This window comes from Terribacillus sp. AE2B 122, from assembly GCF_902497585.1.
In the GTDB taxonomy this organism is placed as follows: domain Bacteria; phylum Bacillota; class Bacilli; order Bacillales; family Amphibacillaceae; genus Terribacillus; species Terribacillus saccharophilus_A.
In genome coordinates, this window is sequence record NZ_LR700942.1 from 272,709 (window position 1) to 294,866 (window position 22,158).

The 22,158-nt window shown below is 44.8% G+C and carries 23 protein-coding genes, 1 other RNA gene and 1 other annotated feature; of the genes, 20 read left to right on the top strand and 4 right to left on the bottom strand.

Annotated elements, in window-relative coordinates; all coding sequences use genetic code 11:
* Positions 1-291 (top strand): hypothetical protein (locus tag AE2B122_RS01370; protein ID WP_217468063.1); only part of this gene is annotated, 291 nt, incomplete at its 5' end.
* Between the two features lie 39 nt (positions 292-330).
* On the opposite strand, the gene AE2B122_RS01375 is transcribed toward AE2B122_RS01370, so the two are convergent.
* Positions 331-540 (bottom strand): hypothetical protein, encoded by a 210-nt coding sequence (locus tag AE2B122_RS01375; RefSeq protein ID WP_095218199.1) that lies wholly within the window; start codon positions 538-540, stop codon positions 331-333.
* Between the two features lie 164 nt (positions 541-704).
* On the opposite strand from AE2B122_RS01375, the gene AE2B122_RS01380 reads away from it, so the two are divergent.
* The 7 genes from AE2B122_RS01380 (at position 705) to yajC (ending at position 5,638) form a co-directional block, all read left to right on the top strand.
* Positions 705-1,190: a BofC C-terminal domain-containing protein gene (locus AE2B122_RS01380; protein ID WP_095218198.1), complete on the top strand. Its 486-nt coding sequence runs from the start codon at positions 705-707 to the stop codon at positions 1,188-1,190.
* Between the two features lie 125 nt (positions 1,191-1,315).
* Entirely contained in the window at positions 1,316-1,930 is a 615-nt protein-coding gene (ruvA, locus tag AE2B122_RS01385; RefSeq protein WP_038561628.1) for a Holliday junction branch migration protein RuvA, read from the top strand.
* A gap of 12 nt (positions 1,931-1,942) precedes the next feature.
* On the top strand, positions 1,943-2,944 hold the full coding sequence (gene ruvB / locus AE2B122_RS01390) for a Holliday junction branch migration DNA helicase RuvB (RefSeq protein ID WP_095218197.1): 1,002 nt from the start codon (positions 1,943-1,945) through the stop codon (positions 2,942-2,944).
* Positions 2,941-3,141: a DUF2905 domain-containing protein gene (locus tag AE2B122_RS01395; RefSeq protein ID WP_095218196.1), complete on the top strand. Its 201-nt coding sequence runs from the start codon at positions 2,941-2,943 to the stop codon at positions 3,139-3,141. The genes ruvB and AE2B122_RS01395 overlap by 4 nt, the downstream gene beginning before the upstream one ends.
* A 22-nt stretch (positions 3,142-3,163) precedes the next feature.
* Complete coding sequence (gene queA, locus AE2B122_RS01400; RefSeq protein WP_175072909.1) at positions 3,164-4,192, top strand: tRNA preQ1(34) S-adenosylmethionine ribosyltransferase-isomerase QueA; 1,029 nt, start codon at positions 3,164-3,166, stop codon at positions 4,190-4,192.
* A 29-nt stretch (positions 4,193-4,221) separates the two neighbouring features.
* Positions 4,222-5,358, top strand: coding sequence for a tRNA guanosine(34) transglycosylase Tgt (tgt, locus tag AE2B122_RS01405; RefSeq protein ID WP_093879536.1), 1,137 nt, complete (start codon positions 4,222-4,224; stop codon positions 5,356-5,358).
* A gap of 16 nt (positions 5,359-5,374) precedes the next feature.
* A complete protein-coding gene (gene yajC / locus AE2B122_RS01410; RefSeq protein ID WP_095218194.1) occupies positions 5,375-5,638 on the top strand; it encodes a preprotein translocase subunit YajC in 264 nt (87 codons plus the stop codon).
* 34 nt (positions 5,639-5,672) lie between these two features.
* Here yajC and AE2B122_RS01415 read toward each other — a convergent pair whose 3' ends face one another.
* A complete protein-coding gene (locus AE2B122_RS01415) occupies positions 5,673-6,044 on the bottom strand; it encodes a TIGR04086 family membrane protein (RefSeq protein ID WP_095268658.1) in 372 nt (123 codons plus the stop codon).
* A 113-nt stretch (positions 6,045-6,157) separates the two neighbouring features.
* Between AE2B122_RS01415 and AE2B122_RS01420 the strand changes: the two genes are divergently transcribed.
* Positions 6,158-6,817: a DUF421 domain-containing protein gene (locus AE2B122_RS01420; RefSeq protein WP_245840315.1), complete on the top strand. Its 660-nt coding sequence runs from the start codon at positions 6,158-6,160 to the stop codon at positions 6,815-6,817.
* A gap of 6 nt (positions 6,818-6,823) precedes the next feature.
* Here the strand turns inward: AE2B122_RS01420 and spoVB are convergent, their stop codons facing one another.
* Positions 6,824-8,371, bottom strand: coding sequence for a stage V sporulation protein B (gene spoVB, locus AE2B122_RS01425; RefSeq protein WP_095218192.1), 1,548 nt, complete (start codon positions 8,369-8,371; stop codon positions 6,824-6,826).
* Between the two features lie 119 nt (positions 8,372-8,490).
* On the opposite strand from spoVB, the gene AE2B122_RS01430 reads away from it, so the two are divergent.
* The 11 genes from AE2B122_RS01430 to ssrS all read left to right on the top strand — a co-directional run bounded on the left by AE2B122_RS01430 (position 8,491) and on the right by ssrS (position 21,345).
* Complete coding sequence (locus tag AE2B122_RS01430; protein ID WP_245840314.1) at positions 8,491-8,787, top strand: post-transcriptional regulator; 297 nt, start codon at positions 8,491-8,493, stop codon at positions 8,785-8,787.
* 154 nt (positions 8,788-8,941) lie between these two features.
* Positions 8,942-11,200 (top strand): protein translocase subunit SecDF, encoded by a 2,259-nt coding sequence (gene secDF / locus AE2B122_RS01435; RefSeq protein ID WP_175072910.1) that lies wholly within the window; start codon positions 8,942-8,944, stop codon positions 11,198-11,200.
* Positions 11,201-11,286: 86 nt separating this feature from the next.
* Positions 11,287-11,670, top strand: coding sequence for a lipopolysaccharide assembly LapA domain-containing protein (locus AE2B122_RS01440; RefSeq protein ID WP_175072911.1), 384 nt, complete (start codon positions 11,287-11,289; stop codon positions 11,668-11,670).
* A 57-nt stretch (positions 11,671-11,727) separates the two neighbouring features.
* Positions 11,728-14,073 carry a single-stranded-DNA-specific exonuclease RecJ gene (recJ, locus tag AE2B122_RS01445; RefSeq protein ID WP_175072912.1) on the top strand — a complete coding sequence of 782 codons (2,346 nt, stop codon included), beginning with the start codon at positions 11,728-11,730 and terminating at the stop codon, positions 14,071-14,073.
* Positions 14,063-14,578 (top strand): adenine phosphoribosyltransferase, encoded by a 516-nt coding sequence (locus AE2B122_RS01450; protein ID WP_095218187.1) that lies wholly within the window; start codon positions 14,063-14,065, stop codon positions 14,576-14,578. Before recJ ends, AE2B122_RS01450 begins: the two co-directional genes overlap by 11 nt.
* Positions 14,579-14,744: 166 nt before the next feature.
* Positions 14,745-16,961 carry a bifunctional (p)ppGpp synthetase/guanosine-3',5'-bis(diphosphate) 3'-pyrophosphohydrolase gene (locus tag AE2B122_RS01455; protein WP_095218186.1) on the top strand — a complete coding sequence of 739 codons (2,217 nt, stop codon included), beginning with the start codon at positions 14,745-14,747 and terminating at the stop codon, positions 16,959-16,961.
* An 18-nt stretch (positions 16,962-16,979) separates the two neighbouring features.
* Complete coding sequence (gene dtd, locus AE2B122_RS01460) at positions 16,980-17,441, top strand: D-aminoacyl-tRNA deacylase (RefSeq protein ID WP_095268663.1); 462 nt, start codon at positions 16,980-16,982, stop codon at positions 17,439-17,441.
* 81 nt (positions 17,442-17,522) lie between these two features.
* The gene (locus AE2B122_RS01465) at positions 17,523-17,693 is read left to right on the top strand and encodes a hypothetical protein (RefSeq protein ID WP_175072913.1); all 171 of its coding nucleotides are present in this window, start codon (positions 17,523-17,525) and stop codon (positions 17,691-17,693) included.
* Between the two features lie 46 nt (positions 17,694-17,739).
* Positions 17,740-17,958, top strand: a binding site (T-box leader).
* 76 nt (positions 17,959-18,034) lie between these two features.
* Positions 18,035-19,327 (top strand): histidine--tRNA ligase, encoded by a 1,293-nt coding sequence (hisS, locus tag AE2B122_RS01470; RefSeq protein WP_175072914.1) that lies wholly within the window; start codon positions 18,035-18,037, stop codon positions 19,325-19,327.
* On the top strand, positions 19,320-21,104 hold the full coding sequence (aspS, locus tag AE2B122_RS01475; protein ID WP_175072915.1) for an aspartate--tRNA ligase: 1,785 nt from the start codon (positions 19,320-19,322) through the stop codon (positions 21,102-21,104). Before hisS ends, aspS begins: the two co-directional genes overlap by 8 nt.
* A 62-nt stretch (positions 21,105-21,166) precedes the next feature.
* Positions 21,167-21,345, top strand: a non-coding RNA gene (gene ssrS, locus AE2B122_RS01480) — 6S RNA.
* A gap of 57 nt (positions 21,346-21,402) precedes the next feature.
* Here the strand turns inward: ssrS and AE2B122_RS01485 are convergent.
* Positions 21,403-22,143, bottom strand: coding sequence for an RsfA family transcriptional regulator (locus AE2B122_RS01485; protein WP_175072916.1), 741 nt, complete (start codon positions 22,141-22,143; stop codon positions 21,403-21,405).
* Positions 22,144-22,158 lie beyond the last annotated feature (15 nt).

The window sequence follows — 22,158 nt, forward strand, 5'->3', positions numbered from 1 at the left end:
TCAGGTCAGCAGATGCAAGGAGATTGGGGTATGCAAGGAAGCCAGCCAGGTCAGCCGAACCAGCAAAGGGACGTACCTTTTAACCCTCAAAATCAAGCAGCGCCTTATTCCTACCCGCCTACGACGATGCGCTCTTGTTGCGGTCCAGACATTCCTTTTCCAGCGGCACCAGAATTTACGCAAGCACTGCCGGAATATAGAGATCCTTACGGCGTGCAACAGCCGCTTGCCGATTTCTATGAGCCTTCACCTGCCCAAGATCTGCCAGGAGATGAACAAGAAAATAAGTGAAACAAAAAAAGCCCCTTTTTCCGTTGAAGGGGCTTTCATTTATAATATACCATGCTCTTCGAAAATGCGGTGCATATCCTGGCGATACTTATCTTCCATAGCAAGTACTTCTGCTTTGGACAAACCGGCGTGCTGAATGTGATCTCTAAGTATCAAGGTTGCTCTTTCTTCTGAGAAAACGTTCGCCATGTTTGCTTCGCTTTTCGCTTCCACGTAGTGGAGGTACTTTTGCTGCGTAGTGTTTCTCACTATTATCCCGCCTTTGTTTTCAACTTTCTAATCCTTTACCACATATAATCGAAAAGAAAACCAAAAAAGTGTCGGTCAAATCAATATTTTTTCAAAAAAAACGGATAAAGAAGCGCTAACAGGAAAAAATGAAGGCAAAAGCAACGGAATAGGGGTGGAAGATCATGAGGCGTTTCTTAGGCTTTTGTTTGCTTTTCCTTTTAGTAGTTCCAAGTATAACAGCGGAAGCTGCGGATCCAGTTGAAGTGAAGGTCGTACTGCAGCGTCAATATATTGATGGCAAGCAGACAGAAGTAACCCATCAAGAGAAAATCTATGCAATGGAAGATTTCTGGTCAACCTATCATGATTGGCAGCTTGTTTCCCAGAAAGAAGGTTTGGTTGTATTCAAACAGGAAGTAATGGATATTTCACCCTCGTTAAAGAAGAATGGCTATTTCGGTATTTACAAAGGGAAGCTGACCATATTCGAAGGTCGTCCAATAGATCAGCAGGCAATCCAATCGTTCTATCAGATAAATAAAGGCAAGTTGGAAAGTCATCAAGCGGAAGAGCTCGAAGAAGGGATCAAGATCCAATCAAGAGAAGTTTATGAAGATGTCCTGGAAGCGCTCCGCTCCAAAAACGATGTAGCACCACTGCCAAGCTAAAAAGGATCGTTCCTCAGGAGAGGGAGGTCCTTTTCCTGTTTTTCACCTTTTACCTTATACGAACATACGCTTGTGTGGTAAAATAGATAGAAGGAAGTTATTGATTCAGGTAGGAGAGAAACAGCATGATAGCGTATGTTAAAGGCAAGATTACAGGAATTACAGAAGAAGCGGTGCTTGTAGAGGCACATGGTGTAGGTTATGAAATCATTTGCCCGAATCCTTTTCAATTCCAAATGGAAGAAGGCAAGGAGGCGCTTGTCCATACATATCATTATGTTAGGGAAGATGCCCAGACTTTGTTCGGGTTTAAAAATACAGAGGACAAGTTTTTGTTCCAAAAACTGCTAGGGGTTTCAGGTATCGGGCCGAAAAACGCCTTGCAGATCCTAGCAGGTGTCAACGTCGAGGAATTTGTCGCAGCAATCGAGCGAGAAGATGATAAGTTCCTGACAAGCTTCCAGGGTGTTGGGAAGAAGACTGCTCGTCAAATGGTGCTCGATTTGAAAGGTAAGCTCGTTTATATGGTATCGCTTACTGCAATCGAAGCATCTGCAGGTACAGAAAGCAACACTTCTAAGAAACGTCTTGCATTAGCAGATGCAGAAGATGCAATGCGGGCTCTAGGATATCAGGAGCGGGAAATCAAAGCTGTCTTGCCTCAGCTGAAAAAAGAAGACAGTGACAGTGCTGATCACCTGATCAAGAAAGGCTTGGCTTTATTAAGTCAAAAGAAATAAAGGAGTGCGAAGATGGAAGATCGCATGATTACGAACGAATTGAAACAGGAAGACGAAGTGATCGAGCTCAGTCTGCGCCCGTCCACCTTAAAGCAGTACATCGGCCAGCATAAAGCAAAGGAAAATCTGGCTATCTTCATAGAGGCAGCAAAGATGCGTGATGAGCCGCTTGACCATGTATTGCTTTACGGACCACCAGGATTAGGAAAAACAACGATGGCATCGATCATTGCCAATGAAATGGGTGTGTCATTCCGGGCAACGAGCGGACCCGCAATTGAAAAAGCAGGGGATTTGGCAGCGATTTTAAGCTCTCTGGAAGCAGGCGATGTGTTGTTCATCGATGAAATTCATCGATTGCCAAGAGCTGTTGAAGAGATACTGTATCCAGCTATGGAAGATTTCTTTCTGGACATTGTCATTGGAACCGGACCTAGCGCGCGCAGCGTCCGTCTTGATTTGCCGCCATTCACATTGGTTGGCGCGACAACGAGAGCTGGATTGCTATCTGCACCTCTAAGAGACCGGTTTGGTGTGCTGAGTCGACTTGAATTTTATAATACAGAAGATTTGGCCAGCATCGTCGAGCGGACAGCAGTCATTTTCGATGTCGAGATTGAACCTTCTGCTGCAAACGAGGTAGCATTACGTTCGAGGGGAACACCCCGTATTGCCAATCGGCTCCTTAAACGGGTACGCGATATATCCCAGGTCAGAGGGGAAGACTACATTACGCAGGAGACAACTCATGCGGCACTTAATCAGCTGCAAGTAGATGAAAAAGGCCTTGATCATATCGATCATAAGCTGCTGACAACTATCATGGACCAATTCCGAGGAGGTCCGGTCGGACTTGATACAATCAGTGCGACAATCGGGGAAGAGTCCCAGACGATTGAGGATGTATATGAACCGTATTTGCTGCAGATTGGTTTCATACAACGAACACCTCGCGGTCGGGTTGTGACACATCTTGCCTATGCCCATTTCAACCGGGAGGTGCCAGGGGCTTGACCGGCATTGGAAAAATCTTTATTCTTATAGGCGTTGTGTGTATTATAATCGGTATTATTATGTCGTTTATTGGCAGACTGCCAGGAGATATCGTTTTTAAGAAGGGGAACACGACAGTCTACTTTCCGATCGTAACATCGATTGTAGTAAGTATTGTACTGTCGCTCATTTTGTTCCTCTTCAACAAATTTCGCTGATACAGACTAGGAGTTAACAGGTATGGATATACAGGACTACGATTTTCATTTACCAGAAGAACTAATTGCCCAGACGCCGCTTCAGGATCGGACTGCGTCAAGGCTGCTTGTGTTAAATAAAGAAGAGAAGACAATGGAACACTGTCATTTCGCTGATATCGGTGACTATTTTAAATCCGGCGATTGTCTTGTCCTGAATGATACACGTGTGCTTCCGGCACGGTTATATGGTATTAAGAAGGACACACAGGCAAAAGTAGAGATTCTCTTACTGAAGCAAGTGGAAGGTGACAGCTGGGAAGTATTAGTTAAACCAGCCAAGAAAGTAAAAGTCGGTACAGAGCTTAGCTTTGGTGACGGAAAACTAACTGCTGTATGTAAGGAATTGCTTGAGCATGGCGGTCGGATTGTAGAGTTCCGTTATGACGGCATTTTCTATGAGGTGCTCGAGCAGCTAGGTGAAATGCCTTTGCCACCTTATATTAAGGAACAGCTGCCTGATCAAGAGCGTTATCAGACTGTTTATGCCAAGGAACAAGGATCGGCTGCAGCACCTACAGCAGGACTGCACTTTACGAAGGAGCTGCTTGCTAGTCTCCAGGAAAAAGGTGTGGAAATCGCATTCATCACACTTCATGTTGGATTGGGAACATTTCGCCCTGTTAGTGTGGATTCAATAGAGGAACATGAAATGCATGCTGAATTCTATCAAATGTCACAGGAAACAGCAGATCAGCTGACTCGGATCCGTGAAAACGGCGGACGGATCATCTCAGTTGGAACGACATCCACACGTACGTTGGAAACAATCACACGTGACCATGATGGGAAATTTGTGGCAGCAAGCGGTTGGACGGATATTTTCATATATCCAGGCTTCACCTATCGAGCTATAGATGGCTTGATCACTAATTTCCATTTGCCGAAATCCACATTGATTATGCTAGTCAGTGCATTTGCAGGACGGGACTTCATCCTGGATGCGTACCGGACAGCTGTAGAAGAACGCTATCGTTTCTTCAGCTTCGGCGATGCAATGCTGCTGGTATAGATTGATAATAGAAAGGGAACTACTATAATATGGCAATTCGTTATGAATTCATTAAACAAGATAAGCAGACAGGCGCTAGGCTCGGTATCGTACATACACCTCACGGGAGCTTTGAGACGCCGACATTCATGCCGGTAGGAACACTGGCAACGGTAAAGACGATGAGTCCGGAGGAATTAACCGAACTTAACGCGAATATTATTCTATCAAACACCTATCACCTTTGGCTCCGTCCAGGACATGAAATTATCCGCGAAGCGGGCGGCTTGCATAAATTCATGAACTGGGATGGTGCTATTCTGACAGATTCAGGCGGCTTCCAGGTTTTCAGTCTGAGTGATCTTCGTGATATTCAGGAAGAAGGCGTGCATTTCCGTAATCATATAAGTGGGGAAAAGTTATTCCTTTCACCTGAAAAAGCGATGGATATCCAGAACGCGCTTGGCAGTGACATTATGATGGCATTTGATGAATGTCCGCCTTATCCAGCAACATATGATTATATGAAGGCATCGGTAGAGCGGACAAGCCGTTGGGCGGAGCGCTGCTTAACAGCTCATGCTCGTCCGGATGTACAAGGGCTATTCGGAATTGTACAAGGCGGCGAGTTTGAAGACCTTCGTAAACAGAGTGCGCAGGATCTTGTTAGTATGGACTTCCCTGGCTACGCTGTCGGCGGTCTGTCTGTAGGCGAACCGAAGGATGTCATGAACCGAGTGCTGGAATTCACCACTCCATGGCTTCCACAGGATAAACCACGTTACTTGATGGGTGTTGGCTCACCAGATTCCTTGATTGACGGTGCAATCCGAGGGATTGATATGTTTGATTGTGTGCTTCCGACTCGAATTGCGCGTAATGGAACATGTATGACATCCAAGGGCCGTCTTGTTGTCCGTAATGCACAATACGCCCGTGACTTCGGTCCGATTGATGAGAACTGTGATTGTAAGGTGTGCAAAAATTATTCACGCGCTTACATTCGTCACCTTATCAAATGTAATGAAACTTTCGGATTTAGGCTTACTACTTACCATAACTTGCATTTTCTGATAGAATTGATGAGGAAAGTCAGAGAAGCGATCAAAGAGGATCGACTTGGCGATTTTCGAGATGAATTCTTCGAAAGTTATGGATTCAACAAGCCGAACGCGAAGAATTTCTAGAAAGGGGGAGCAGTGAATGAATATTCAAAGTTTAATACTGATCGTATTAATGTTTGTTATCTTCTACTTCCTGTTGATTCGTCCGCAGCAGAAGCGTCAGAAACAGGTTAGACAAATGCAGTCTAACTTGAAAAAAGGAGACAGCATCGTTACCATCGGTGGTTTACATGGGAAGGTGCATGCTATAGACGAGGCATCTGTAGTCCTGACTACGGATGACGGCAGTAAATTGACGTTCGATCGTAACGCGATCCGTGACGTTAAACCTTTAGAAGCGTAAAGATAAAAGACAGGAGATTTCTCTCCTGTCTTTTTTATGTGCTCGTTTTAATGTTGACACCGATCATGCCCCCGACTAGCGCAGCTGCTAGAAAACCGCCATGCGTCAGTAGCTGTGTTCCAGAGAATCCTACTTGATAACCTAGATACTGATAGAGAAGAATGAAAAGGGAAAATCCGATTGCGGTCATACCGCCGAGCATCCAACCTTTATCTTCGCCTTTCACCCCGGCAATGAAACCACCGATGAATAAACTGAGGACTCCAGCTCCGAGGGTTGTCCAGTCCAGCATACCTTTCCCCATCTCCGAGAAGCGAAGCAATAAAGCCAGTGTGAAGCTGATGAATAACAGCAGTGCAAAGACAGTAATCCAGCCATACAATATCGCTTGTACATTCTTTTTCACAAAGATCCCTCCAGCAAGTCTATATGGCTACTGTATGCTCGTCCATCCAAATTAAGAACGAATAGAACGATTACTCTTACACAAAATAAACAAAAAAGGAGGCGGGCATTTTGCTGGATACACTGGAATGGTCGATTATAGGAAGAACGATTCTTTCTTATATTGTCATCGTCATTATTTTCCGCCTTATGGGAAAACGTGAGATTGGTGAACTGAGTATCATCGATTTAGTTGTTTATTTGATGTTAGCTGAAATAGCTGTGTTTTCCATCGAAGACCCTAGCAGTCATTTGCTTCACTTTATCGTGCCGATGGTAATACTCCTGATAATACAGAGAGGTACAGCATTAATTTCCTTAAAGTTTCCTAAGATGCGTGATTTTATGGAAGGAAAACCATCAGTCATTATTTCACGCGGTAAGATAGATGAGCATGAAATGCGCAAGCAGCGTTACAGCTTTTCTGATCTTCAGCAGCAGCTGAGAGAAAAGGGTACGAAAAGTGTACAGGATGTCGATTTTGCGATCTTAGAGACATCCGGTGAATTGTCTGTATTTGAAAAGCAGGATACAGAAGATGGCAGCAGCGGGTTTGTCCAGCCATTGATCATCGACGGCGAGATTCAGCAAGAGGCGTTAGATAATATCGATAAATCTGATTCTTGGCTTCGCGGTGAGATGAAGCGTCATGGCCATCCTAATATTGCGCGTATCTCGTATTGCACACTCGACCAAGACCATAATTGGTATATTGACCGAAAAGATGAACGTTAACAGTGATTAACGTTTCTTTCTGGACAGAAACTGCTCCACTTCCGCTCTCGTTATAAACCCGAAACTGAGCATGAACAATAGATAGAGGACAGTTAGAATTAAAAGTAATAATAGAAAAGCTGGAAGGTTATATAGCGAACTGGCGAATATACCCTTCAACAGATGGGCAGAAAATACTGTTAACCCCAGCAAACCAAGCATTTGACCGAGTTCCTTCCACGATAGTCTGAAACCAGCAACGCGTGCTAGTGAGATCAAATGCAATAAAGTGATTAAAACTACTGTGACAATCATACTGATGGCAACTCCGATAATTCCAAACTTCGCATTGGAAGCTAGTGAAACGAGCAAAATTATTTTTACGCCTGCACCGATGATCGTATTCCACATCGCAGATTTGGCTGCGTCGAGCGCTTGCAGTGCAGTGCTGAGCGGCATTTGAATATACATCATAAGATAGAAAGGTGCCATGAGCAGTATGAATCGCTCCGCGCTCTCGCTTCCGTACATATAATGAAGAATCGGACCTGCAAATACTGTTAGAATTACCGTTGCTATTGCACCTGAGGCAAAACTTAGCCGGATTGCCTGGTGAATTCGATAATGAACGAACTGGTGTCTATTCTGTTCATTTGCCTCGCTGATAGAGGGCAGTAAAGCCGTTGCGAGAGAATTCGTAATGAAAGTCGGCAGGAACAAAAGAGGCAGTGCATAGCCTGTAAGTTCACCGTATTGCCTTGTTGCCATTGCCGTTCCGACCCCGGCTAGAGCAAGACTTTGAGCAGTAAGTATTGGCTCCAGGAAATGAGTGCCGCTAGCAACCAGCCTGCTGCCAGTGGCGGGTAAGGCAATCGAGAACAGACGATCTAATGTTTGTTTGCCCCCCTTTAAGGCTGTAACGAATTGAGATCGTATTTTTACGGTCTTTTTTCGTTTAAATTGATAGAACATATAAAGCAAAGAAATAAATTCTCCGATTAAAACCGAAATCATCGCCCCTAAAGCAGCGAATTCCACTCCGTAAGGCAGAAAGAATTTTACGAGGAAGACTGTACAGCTAATCCGGACGATCTGTTCGATCACTTGGGAAAAGCTCTGCGGCTTCATATTCTGTTTCCCTTGGAAATACCCCCGAAGTACTGCTGCAACTGCCAAAATCGGTATGACTGGTCCGATTGCCAGCAATGGATAGATGACACGCGCATCTTTCAGGAGCTTGTCCGCAAGAAACGGAGCTGCCAGATAAAGAACTCCGACAAAAACGATGCTGATGCTCAGTGTTACCGTTAGAGAAACAACAACGATTTTTTTGATTTGGTCGTTGTCTCCACGCACATCTGCTTCTGCTACCCGTTTGGAAATAGCGGTGGGCAGACCGAACTGGGTGATGGCAGTCGCCAGGAATAATGTCGGCATGGCCATCATGTATAGACCAATCCCTTCTTCCCCCATGACACGTGCAACGACAATTCGGTTCACGAATCCTAGGAAGCGGGTGATCAAGCTGGCAGCAATCAGAATGAGTGCCCCTTTTAGGAAAGTCTGCTTCGTCACATCGACAACCTGCCTTCTCAAATATTAGTTTTTCGGCTACAATTATATGTATGCATGAGATATGGCCAAGCATGACTAGCCTGAACAGAACAAGGCAAGTTGTTTTAGGAGGTAAAAACGTGTACGAAACAAAGACAGTAAATGAATGGAAGTCGGAAGTGATGCCTGCAGTGATCAGCAAGAAGGAAGAATTTCACCTGCTTGGATATAATAAAGCTTCTGCTGCAGATATTTGGAGCTGTATGGAGAAAAAGGTATGGAAAAAAGAGAAAGACAAACAAAAACGATTATATGAAGTAGTAGCTGATATTATGTCGCTGAATGTATCGGTTTATATGGGCTACTTGACAATGTCAGTGTATGAGGAAGATGAGGATCTGATGGCTTCCATCGCCGCCATCAATGGTCAATCCTGATCAGGGTAATGTTGACAGTGCTTGCTCATGTTTTCTATACTATGTGAGTATTTGACGGACGAGCACAGCATGTACATACATGTGATTTTATTGCAGACAAAGTCTGCAGCATATTAGGTTTCCGTTTGAACGGAAAATGGGAGGCAGTTGCATCATGGTGAAAAGAGGCAGAATAGTTGCCTTCTTCTTGATCGTCCTATTGCTTTTGGGAGCGATGGGAACGACAGTTAAAGGAATCGCAAATGATTTAAATTTAGGACTCGATCTGCAGGGCGGATTCGAAGTACTTTATGAAGTAAGCCCGCTCGAGGAAGGGGACAAGGTGGATACGGCAACGCTGAATGCTACTGCACAAGCATTGAATGAGCGCGTCGATTCCCTTGGTGTTAGTGAGACAAGCATAGACATTGAGCAGCCGAATCGAATCCGCGTCCAGCTTGCTGGAGTTAAAGATCAGGATCAAGCTCGTGAGATGCTATCGACGACTGCCAATCTATCATTCCGTGACACAGCAGATAAAGAGTATTTGAACGGTACAGATATCGAGGCAGGCAGTGCGAAGCAGGCATTCGATCCGCAAACAAATCAGCCACTCGTTACAGTGGAGATGAAAGATGCTTCCAAATTCGGTGAAGTGACGAGTGAACTCTCCCAGCGAGCATACCCAGAAAACAGACTGGTTATCTGGCTGGATTATGAGGATGGAGAATCCTTTGAAGAGGAATCACAAAAGCCTGAGGATGAACAAAAGTTTATTTCTGCACCTGCTGTTTCTCAGACTATCAACAGTAAATCAGTTCAGATTGAAGGTAACTTCACAGTAGAAAGTGCACAAGAGCTTGCAGATCTCCTGAATGCTGGATCACTCCCAGTGAAAATGGATGAAGTGTATTCAAACTCAGTTGGAGCTCAATTCGGACAGGAAGCCCTGGATCAGACGATGCTTGCAGGGTATATTGCATTCGCGCTTATTCTGTTGTTCATGATTGTATATTATAGACTTCCAGGTTTCATTGCTGCCATAACATTAGCAGTTTTTGCTTATTTGAACATACTTGTATTCGATTTGCTTGGTGTTGTTCTGACACTTCCTGGCATTGCAGCACTAATTCTAGGTGTGGGGATGGCAGTTGACGCCAACATCATCACATATGAACGGATAAAAGATGAACTAAAAACAGGTAAGTCACTCAAAGCTGCTTATAAAGCTGGTAATAAAAACTCATTGGCAACTATTACCGATGCCAACGTGACTACGATGATTGCAGGGATTGTCCTGTTCATTTTCGGTACGAGCTCTATTAAAGGTTTCGCAACGACGCTAATCATCAGTATTCTATTGAGCTTCATCACAGCTGTATATGGATCACGTGCCTTGCTTAGTTTGATGGTGAAAAGCCGTGCGTTCGATAAGAAGCCAGGCTGGTTCGGTGTATCGAAGAAAAATATCCGCAAACTGAGTGACAAAGAAGAACGTGACGTCACTTTCTATGGTTTGAAGCTGAACCTAGTCAAGCACAGAAAAGCTTATTTCGCTTTCTCTATCGCGCTTACAATTGCCGGGATCATCTGCTTGAGTGTATTTAAGCTGAACCTTGGTATCGACTTTACCAGTGGATCTCGTGTTGAATTCGATTCCAACCAAGCTCTAACGACAGAACAAGTAGAGCAGAAGATAGATGATTTCGGGTTCGAGTCGAGAGAAACACAGCTTTCAGCTGATGGCACACATGCCTCCGTCCGACTTGAAAGCACGCTCACAAATAACCAAGAAAATGAGTTGAAGAGCAGTATTCAAGATGAATATGGAGATGCCCCTAGTATCAGTACCGTATCGCCAATAATCGGAAAAGAACTAGCTAAAAATGCTTTGTATGCTGTCATTTTTGCTTCTATTGGTATCATATTGTACGCGACGATCCGGTTTGAATTCAAATTTGCAGTTACAGCCATAGTGGCCTTGTTACATGACGCCTTCTTCATTCTGGCAGTATTCAGTATTACCAGACTGGAATTCGACATTACGATCATTGCCGCAATCCTGACGATAATCGGTTATTCGATCAATGATACGATAGTCACCTTTGACCGGATTAAAGAGAATATTCGAATCAAACGGAAAGTCAAAACGTTCGATGAGCTGGCCAAGATTGTGAATGACAGCTTGCTGCAAACACTTGTACGAAGTGTGAACACAGTACTAACAGTAATAGCAGCAGCGATTATTCTCTGGATCTTCGGTGCTTCATCGATTGCTAACTTCTCAATCGCGCTTGTGATTGGTTTAGCAGCAGGGACATATTCATCCCTATTCATTGCTTCTCAGCTGTGGCTCGTTTGGCGCGGCAGAAATATTGAAAAAAACCCAATCATCCATGAAGAGAAAAAGAAAGTAGAAGGACCGCAAGTCTGATTGGAGAACCCTCGTAATAATTACGGGGGTTATTTTTTTTAGAATGGGGAATGTATAGAGTAGCCGCATTAGAAAGGAGCCAGCAAATGAAGGCACAATGGTATATCATTCTAGCAGTCATCTTTGCAGTACTTATTGCAATATTCGCAGTTATTAACGTAGACAGCGTACAGGTGGACTATTTATTCGGAACAGGTTCCGCCCCGCTAATCCTGATCATTCTGTTCTCCGTTTTGATGGGCGTCTTGATTACAGCATCTGTAGGAGGGTTGCGTATGTTCAAGTTAAATAGGGAAGTACGCGCTTTACGTAAGGATAGCGATAAAAAAGCAGCTGAAATTACTGAACTACAAGAGAAACGTGCGGAACAGGGACAGGAAGAACTGGAGAGGCCAACGACAAATATATCCGATCCGACTACGAATACGTACCCTACATCCGAACGGATAAGAGATGAATACAGACAATAACCGATTGCTCCCTTGACCAGGCTCTAGTATAATAGCTTGGTTAGGGGGTCTTTTTTTATGTTGGAAAGTAGAATGAGATGGAAGGATAATAGCAGCCGCCATTCAGCTCAAGAGCCGATGGGATTAGGTGTTTCTCCGCTTGTGGAGCAGTTGCTCATACAGCGTGGAATCACGTCAGAAGAGGCTGCAAAACGGTTCCTTCATCCGTCTCTTGAGGACCTACACAGCCCGGAACTTATTTCTGATATAGATGTTGCAGCGCAACGGATCCATGCTGCAGTGGAGCAGGGTGAAAAAATTCTGGTTTTCGGAGATTATGATGCAGATGGAGTTTCATCCACTGTTGTTTTATTAGAAGCATTACGGGAGCTTGGGGCGGACTGTGATTATTATATTCCGAATCGGTTTACGGAAGGATACGGACCAAATGAGGCAGCTTTCCGAGCTGCAAAGGACAACGGCTATCAACTGATTGTAACAGTAGATACCGGTATTGCTGCAAACCACGAAGCGGAAGTAGCAAAACAAATCGGAATCGATCTTATCATCACTGATCACCATGAAGTCCAGGAAGCAGTCCCGGAAGCTCTCGCAGTTGTACATCCAAAATGTTCGCCAAATTATCCTTTCCATGAGCTTGCTGGAGTAGGAGTCGCTTTCAAGCTGGCTCATTATTTACTTGGTTATTTCCCAAAACAGCTGCTTGATCTTGTTGTGATCGGAACGATTGCTGATTTGGTCCCGCTTGTTGATGAGAACAGGATACTTGCTGCAGAAGGATTAAAGGCAATTGCGTCGTCGACAAGACCTGGTATTCGCGCGCTGAGAGATAGCTGTGGACTAGATGGAATCGTAACGGAAGAGGATATTGGCTTTAAGATCGGTCCGCGTATCAACGCTGTCGGACGATTGCAAGATGCCAACCTTGCTGTCGAGCTGCTGCTTGCAGCTTCGTATGAGGAAGCAGCAGAAATGGCAGAGGAAATACAATCACTCAATACAGAAAGACAGAATATCGTAGCTAAAATAGCTAAAGAAGCAGAAGCAATGGTTAGAGAACAGTCTGAGGAAGACAGCAGTCATGTCATCATTGTTGCAAAGGAAGGCTGGAACGAAGGGGTACTTGGAATTGTGGCCTCTAAATTGGTGCGTACCTTCGACCGTCCGGCAATTGTGCTGGCAATTCATCCAGAAAAAGGCACGGCTAAAGGTTCAGCCCGCAGCATTGATGCTTTTGATTTATTCCATCATTGTATGCAGGTTCGTGATCATTTCGTCTCTTTCGGCGGACATGCCCAAGCAGCTGGGATGACATTGGAATTGGAACAATTGGAAACCTTGAGAAAAACATTGAATCAAATGGCAGCAGAATCGCTTTCAGCCGAAGATTTCAAGCAAACTCTTGCTATCGACTTGTCGGTTACCGTTGGTGATGTATCAATCGATTTGATCCGAGACATGGCCCAGCTCTCGCCTTTTGGAATGCAAAATCCAAAACCGCTCGTTAAGCTGACGTCACAAATGCGGGAAGTGAAGCTCATCGGAGCAAATAAAAACCATCTTAAGTTTGTATTCACAGAGGATAGCGTACAATTAGATGGTGTATGTTTCGGTCAGGGAGAGCTTTACCCATTCCTCACCCCGGCAGATAATTTGGAAGTTGTTGGAGAATTGTCTATCAATGAATGGAACGGCAGGCAAAAACCGCAGATTTTAATTGACGATGTAGCAATTCGTTCCTGGCAGCTATTCGATCATAGGGGAAGCAAACAGCTTCAAAAAGTCGTGCAAGTCAAAGAGGAAGAAGAAACAGCTGTCGTGCGGTTCAGACCTAATACAGATCTAAGCTGGCTGTCAGATGAAATTCGCGTTCTTGATTTTGAAACAGAAGGTCTTGCAAATGCGGCCGGTAATATTAAGGCAGTCATACTTGCCGATCTGCCCCGCCGTATGACGGATATCACGTATGTATTGCAGCATATACAGCCAGATTTAATATATGCGTGCTATGACGTCAAGGAGAACGCCTATCTGCAAGGTTTCCCGGATCGTGACCAATTTAAGCTATTCTATGCGATTGTGCTGAAGCAAAAGACGATTAATTATCGCCAGCTCGAAGATTATCTGAAAAACAGCCGTGGCTGGAGTCCGGAAAGGACCAAGTTTATTTCCGACGTGTTTTTTGAGCTGGAATTTGTTAAACTAGATAAGGATCAAATTTCAATCAACCAAAATCCTTCCAAACGTGATCTGGCTGACTCTGAAGTCTACCAGGGATTGAAGGAAGCGATAGAAGTCGAGAAGATCTTATATTATTCCGGCTATAAGGAATTGAGAGCGTGGCTGGAACGCGTACTTGAACGCGGGGAAGTTATCGAGGAGGAAGCAGTAAATGGATTATAAAAAATATATTACAGTCGTAGAGGACTGGCCGAAACCAGGTATCAGATTCAAGGATATCACTACATTGATGGATAATGGTCCGGCATATAAATCAGCGGTAAATGAAATCGTGGAATTCGCTAAAGATAAAAATGTGGACTTGATCGTCGGTCCTGAAGCCCGCGGCTTCATCGTTGGCTGCCCAGTATCTTATGCGCTGGATATCGGCTTTGCCCCTGTCCGTAAGGAAGGCAAGCTTCCTCGTGAAGTTATCAAAGTCGCTTATGGACTTGAATACGGCGAGAATGTTTTGACAATCCATAAAGATGCAATCAAACCAGGACAGCGTGTCCTTATTACGGATGACTTGCTGGCAACTGGTGGTACAATCGAAGCGACAATCAATCTTGTTGAACAGCTAGGTGGTATTGTTGTCGGATGTGCGTTCTTCGTTGAACTGTCATATCTTGACGGCAGAGACAAGCTGGACGGATATGACGTGCTTACTCTGACTAGCTACGAATAATATTGAACATAACTAGAGTGCCTCTTTTGGGGCACTCTTTGTTTCATTTTAAGAAACAGATACTTGTCGAATAGATTGGATATTTGTTAAGCTTATAAAAATAACATGTGACAGTTTAGAACCCTCGTCGCTTATGCAGACGATGAGAAGGAGTTTAACTAAAGAGATGCCAAAGGAAAAAGTTCTCACGGCCGAAGAGGTCATACAAGAAGCAACCCGATATCTGTCGGACGAGCATATAGATTTTATCCGGAAAGCGTATGAGTTCGCCGAAAAAGCGCATGAAGGACAATTCCGCCGTTCCGGGGAAGCTTATATAATCCACCCTGTTCAAGTGGCTGGAATTCTTGTTCATCTGGAACTCGATGCTGAAACAATCGCAGGCGGCTTCCTGCACGATGTAGTGGAGGATACACCTGTTACAGTCGAAGAATTGGAAGCAGCTTTTAATGCCGAAGTAGCCATGCTAGTCGACGGTGTTTCCAAGCTTGGGAAAATTAAATATAAATCTAAACAGGCGCAGCAGGCTGAAAATCACCGGAAGATGTTCGTTGCAATGGCAAAGGATATACGGGTTATTTTAATTAAGCTTGCTGACCGGTTGCATAATATGCGTACGCTGAAGCATCTGTCACCTGAAAAGCAACGCCGAATTTCCAATGAGACACTGGAAATCTTTGCGCCACTAGCGCACAGACTCGGAATCAGCACGATCAAGTGGGAACTAGAGGATACGGCTCTTCGCTACATGAATCCGCAGCAATATTACCGTATTGTCCACTTGATGAAGCAAAAGCGCGATGAACGGGAAAGCTATATTGGTGACGTGATGGACCAAATTCGAAATCAGCTTAGCGATATTCATATCGATGCCGATATATTCGGACGGCCAAAGCACTTGTACAGCATTTACCGAAAGATGGAGTATCAGCATAAGCAGTTCAATGAAATTTACGACCTGCTTGCAGTTCGGGTGATTGTGAAAAGCATCAAAGACTGTTATGCCGTTCTTGGTGTGATTCATACTTGCTGGAAACCGATGCCTGGCAGATTCAAGGATTATATTGCGATGCCGAAGCTTAACCTATACCAATCCCTGCATACAACTGTCATCGGACCAAAGGGCGATCCGCTTGAAGTGCAAATTCGTACAGAAGAAATGCATGAGATCGCTGAATATGGTATCGCAGCCCATTGGGCGTATAAGGAAGGTAAACAGCTTAATACTAGCACGCAGAAAAAATCATTTGAAGAGAAGCTGACGTGGTTCCGAGAGATACTTGATTTCCAGAATGAATCCGAGAATGCGGAGGAGTTCATGGAATCTCTTAAGCTTGACCTTTTCAGTGACATGGTTTATGTGTTCACACCAAAAGGCGATGTTATCGAACTTCCTTCTGGTTCCGTTCCGATTGATTTCGCTTATCGCGTCCATACAGAAGTGGGGAATCATACGGTCGGAGCGAAGATAAACGGCAAGATGGAGCCGCTTGAGTATAAACTGAAGAATGGCGATATTGTCGAGATGATGACTTCCAAGCATTCCTATGGACCATCTCAGGACTGGGTTAAGCTTGCACAGACAACTCATGCACGTAATAAGATCAAACAGTTCTTCAAGAAACAGCGCCGCGAAGAGAATGTAGCCAAAGGCAAGGAGCTTGTGGAAGAAGAAGTGAAACAGTCTGGCTTCGATTTGAAGCTTGTATTTACGCCGGACAACCTTCGCAAAGTAGTCGAGAAGTTTAACTTCACGTCAGAGGAAGATATGTATGCAGCTGTAGGCTATCAAGGTATCACAGCAGCACAGATCACGACTAGACTGACCGAGAGCCTGCGTCGTCAGTATGAAAAAGAAGAAGTGATGGAGAAGACGATTGAAACAGCGAAGATGGCAAGTGCGTCTAAATCCGCTGCCTCAAGCCGCAAGCGGGATTCCGGTGTGCGCGTCGAGGGTGTCGATAATATGCTTGTTCGCCTTTCTAAATGCTGCAACCCTGTACCGGGCGACGAAATTGTCGGTTATATAACAAAGGGAAGAGGAGTCTCTGTCCATCGTTCCGACTGTCCTAATATGCAGACGGAAGACGCTCAAACGCGTAAGCTTCAAGTCGACTGGGAAAACAATGCAACCATTTCCAAGCAATATCATGTGGATCTGGAAATCACTGCTTTTGACAGACATGGATTGATGAATGAAGTGCTGCAGGCAGTCAATGAGACTCGCACGCAGATTACTGCTGTCGATGGCAAGTCTGATCGGAATAAGCTTGCAACAATCCATTTGACCATTTTAATTCACAATACCGGCCATCTTCGGAAGATTGTAGAGCGGATCAAACAAATAAAAGATATTTATACCGTTACGAGAATGCTGCAATAGAGAAATGAGGCGCAAGAGATGAAAGTAGTAGCACAGCTTTCAAAAGAAGCCTCCGTCACTGTACGTGAAGAGGTTATCGGAAAAATTGGCAAAGGATTTATGCTGCTTGTTGGCATCACACATGATGATACAGAAGCGGATCTTGATTATATCGTGAATAAGCTGATTCACCTCCGCGTCTTTGAAGATGCTGACGGTAAGATGAATGAGTCGCTCCTTCAAATCGGCGGGGAAATTCTGTCCATTTCCCAATTTACACTGTATGCTGATACTCGGAAAGGACGCCGGCCCAGCTTCACTGACGCTGCTAAGCCGGATGTGGCTAGTAAGCTTTATGAACAATTCAATCAAAAGCTTACCGAAGCTGGCATTCACGTGGAAACTGGAGAATTCGGTGCACATATGGACGTACAGCTCATCAATGAAGGTCCAATTACTATTATCCTAGACAGCGCGGATCGACCGAACAAGGAAGCATGATGCTTTCTTGTTTTTTTGTATAAAAAACGGATGAATCGTCGAGAATACTAGTGATGAATAATCCGTAAAGGTGTGATCAGCTTGCGAGGCAGTGATGCACAGCAGCATGTATTCGCCGCAGCTCGGCTGGATGCTATCCGGCTTAGAAGTGAACCGGCTTCTCTTATCGACGATCCGTTTGTACCGGACTTCATAGGATCGCCAAACAGTATTGAACGAAAAAAATTACAAGAACGGCTAAAACAATCTTGACAATCTTTCTTACAAACATGTACTATTATTACAATCTAAAGAAACCGGAAATCCGATGAGGGAAAGAGTAAGTCGAAATCACTGTGAACAGAGATCAGGCGTCATTGGCTGTAAGCGCCTGGCACAGCTTCGAACTGAAAGACATTCCTTAGGATCACTGTCGAACAACGCAGTAGACAGTGACGTAGCAGGCGTTAACTGACCAAGGTGGGATACAGCTGTATCCAACTAGGGTGGCAACGCGGGAAAAACTCCCGTCCCTTGTGTTATAAGGGACGGGGGTTTTTTGTCGTTATTTTTAGGAATCCGGGGATTGGGTCATTAGTCGAGGAGGTTATCTCATGGAGATGAAAGCGCCAAGAGGTACACAGGATATCTTACCTGGTACATCAGAAAAGTGGCAGTACGTAGAAAAAGTATTGACAGATTTGGCAAGTAAATTCAACTACAAAGAAATCAGGGTGCCGATTTTTGAACACACAGAGTTGTTCCTTCGCGGTGTAGGGGAAACAACCGATATTGTGCAAAAAGAAATGTACACATTCAAGGACAAAGGTGACCGCAGTTTGACTCTGAGACCAGAAGGAACAGCTTCTGTCGTTCGCGCATATGTGCAAAACAAGCTCTATGGGCTGCCGGAGCAGCCGACGAAGCTGTTTTATTACGGACCGATGTTCCGCTATGAGCGACCGCAGCAAGGACGCATGCGCCAGTTCGTTCAATTCGGTGTAGAAGCTTTGGGTAGTGAAGATCCAGCAATCGATGCGGAAGTAATCAGCTTGGCGATGAGCGGTTATCAGCAGTTAGGCTTGAAATCATTGAAACTGATTATCAACACACTTGGAGATAAAGAAAGCCGTGAAGCACACCGAACAGCTCTGATCGAACACTTCACACCTGTCAAAGATGAGCTATGCAGTGACTGTCAGAATCGTCTGGAAAAGAACCCATTGCGCATACTTGATTGTAAGAAGGACCGAGAGCATCCGAAAGTCAAGAGCGCACCATCCATCCATGATTATCTCAATGACGAATCCAAAGCATACTTCGACGGAGTTAAAGCGAATCTGGATGCAATCGGTATTCCTTATGAAGTAGATCCGAATCTTGTCAGAGGCTTGGATTATTACAATCACACAGCATTTGAGATCATGAGTAATGCAGAAGGTTTCGGTGCTCTTACGACTCTCACAGGCGGGGGACGTTATAACGGTCTTGTCGAAGAAATTGGCGGACCATCCACACCAGGTATCGGTTATGCACTGAGCATAGAACGTCTATTATTTGCTTTAGAAGCAGAAGGTATTGAACTGCCTGTTGAAGCTGGAACTGATGTTTATGTGGTTGCACTTGGTGACGAAGCTGTCCAAAAAGAAGCCGCAAAGCTGACATATCAGCTGCGCTTAGCTGGAGTAACAGCCGATAAGGATTACCTTGGTAAGAAAATGAAGGGCCAATTCAAAGCAGCCGATCGTCAGCAGGCGAAGTTTGTTGTTGTACTCGGTGAAGATGAGCTGGAAAAAGGTGTCATTTCCTTGCGTAATATGCAAGATGGACAGCAGAACGAAGTAGCAATCAAAGAAGCTGTTGATACAATCAAACAAAAGCTGGATGGAGGAAAAGCGGATGAGTGAAAGACAAAAGGCGGGGCTGCTGCGAACGAGCCATGCAGGCGAGACAGTAACAATCAAAGGATGGGTACAGAAAAGACGTGATTTAGGCGGATTGATTTTTGCTGATATTCGGGATCGTTCCGGAATCGTACAAGTCGTCTTTAATCCTGATGTATCCAAAGAAGCATTAGAAACTGCTGAACAAATCCGCTCTGAATTCGTCGTTAGTGTGACTGGTAAAGTTGTGGAGCGTGAAGATGCAACTAAAAATCCAAACATGGCAACTGGTGAAATCGAAGTTGTCGCAGAAGAAATTGGTATCTTGAACAAAGCGAAGAGTCCAGCATTTCAAATCGAGGATGATGTAGATGCATCCGAGGATGTCCGCTTGAAATACCGCTATCTTGATTTGCGCAGAAAACCGCTGCAGGAGACATTCCGTCTTCGCCATCAAGCAACGCAAGCAATCCGCAACTTCTTGAACGAGGAAGAATTTTACGAGATGGAAACGCCGATGCTGACGAAAAGCACACCAGAAGGAGCACGCGACTATCTAGTACCGAGCCGGGTGCATCCAGGTGAGTTCTATGCGCTTCCGCAATCTCCGCAGCTTTTCAAACAGCTGCTGATGATTTCAGGCTTCGAGAAGTATTATCAGATTGCCCGCTGTTTCCGTGATGAAGATCTGCGTGCCGACCGTCAGCCAGAGTTCACTCAAATCGATATCGAGACATCTTTCATGTCTACAGAAGATATCATCGGCATGACAGAACGTATGATGAAGCGTGTCATGAAAGAAGTGAAGGACGTTGAAGTTCAAGTCCCATTCCCGCGTCTGCCTTATGCAGAAGCAATGGAGCGTTTCGGTTCTGATAAGCCAGATACACGTTTCGGACTCGAATTGGTAGATGTGAGAGAAGCGGTGAAATCTGCTGACTTCAAAGTATTCCAAGATGCAATACAGAACGGTGGCCGCGTCAGCGCGATTAATGTGAAAGGTCAAGCAGCGAATTTCTCTCGTAAGGATATCGATGCATTGACTGATTTCGTTAAAATTTACGGTGCAAAAGGACTTGCATGGGTCAAAGCAGAAGCTGATGGTAGTTTGAAAGGGCCAATTGCGAAATTCCTTGATGAAACTGTCCAGAGCCAGCTGAAAGAGGTTCTTTCTGCAGAAGCGGGTGACTTGTTAGTGTTTGTTGCAGATAAGACAAAAGTGGTCTTTGATAGCTTAGGAGCATTACGGAATAAACTTGGCCGTGAGCTTGGACTGATTGATGAAACCAAATTCAACTTCCTTTGGGTGACGGATTGGCCATTATTCGAATATGACGAAGAAGAAGGCCGCTATTACGCAGCTCATCATCCATTTACGATGCCGGCAGCAGCAGATATCGATAAGCTGGAAACAGATCCTTCCGCTGTCAAAGCAGAAGCGTATGACATTGTTCTTAATGGTTATGAGCTAGGAGGCGGTTCACAGCGTATCTACCAAATGGATCTGCAAAACCGGATGTTCGAAGTTCTTGGCTTCACGAAGGAAGAAGCACAGGAGCAATTTGGCTTCCTATTGGATGCATTAGAATCAGGAGCTCCTCCACACGGCGGAATTGCACTTGGCTACGACCGTTTCATCATGCTATTGTCAAACAGTACAAACCTTCGGGATACAATACTGTTCCCGAAAACTGCATCTGCGACGGATCCATTGACAGATGCTCCGGATCCTGTAAGCAAAAAGCAGCTGGATGAGCTGTATTTAGATATTCAAAAAAAATCAGCAGGGCAGGAAGCATAATAGACAGAGTTACCAGTTGAAATCTCTGTTTATCCATGCTAATATAGTTCCATAAACAAATAGTAATCCTGATGTGTACGTTCTTCATATGTTTTGACCGATTACAGTGAAGTACGGGAGCCCGAAAGTCTTCGCGCGGCGTGCAAGCCTCCATGGAGTGGACGCATAAAGTGCGAATCAGGGCACCCACCTGCGGAGAGCGGGTTCAAAACTTCAATAGGACGGCACGATCGGGATTGCTATTTTTCCGTTAAAATTAACAAAGCAGCACACACCCTACTAGGGTATGTGCTGCTTTTTATTTTGCGACTTGTTCTAGGTTTCCATTTTTGTCCATCCGGAAAGCTGGGGGTGCAAAGGCATCCTGGTCGTCGAAGATAACCATTTTCCTAGCACGATCCATGATCTGGATGAGCACTTGATAATCAGCTTTCATCGTTTTCAGCTGATTTTTTAAGCTCTCGCATTCTTCTGTAAGCTGTTCGTTTACATGGCGGAGGTTATGGTTCTCAGCTTCCAGCTGATGAATGGTATGCCGGCTCGTTTCACTAGTTTGATAACCTTGCTCCAATGATTGCAAGTAGCCGATTACTTGAGACATGTTCAGCTCATCCGCTTGCATATCGCTATCTGTTTTAGTTTCAGTATGTTCACCAACAATGAATGTCTCTTGTGCAATCTCTGCTTCGAAACGGGCTGTTTCTTCATCCATTGTAATCGGGAAAGCTTGTTGTGTTTCCATCACGGACATTACCGGTACTGGCTGATGAACGGGTGCAGCAACGGGTTTTTGTGCTCTTTGTTCTGCGCGTTTTTTCTCCTTGCGCTGTCGTTTGGCAATTGCAACGGCCTGTTCGTAGCGGTTGCGAATTTCTGCGTTCCAGCGGAAGCCGCAAGCTGCAGAGGTGCGATTCAGTTTGTCGCCGACTTCATCGAAGGCTCTCAGCTGGGTGCTTCCTTCCCGAATATGCCGAAGCACGGTTTCGGCCAGCAATAAGTCGTCTTCATGACTCCATGCATCTTGTCTTACTTTAACCATATGGGCTAACACTCC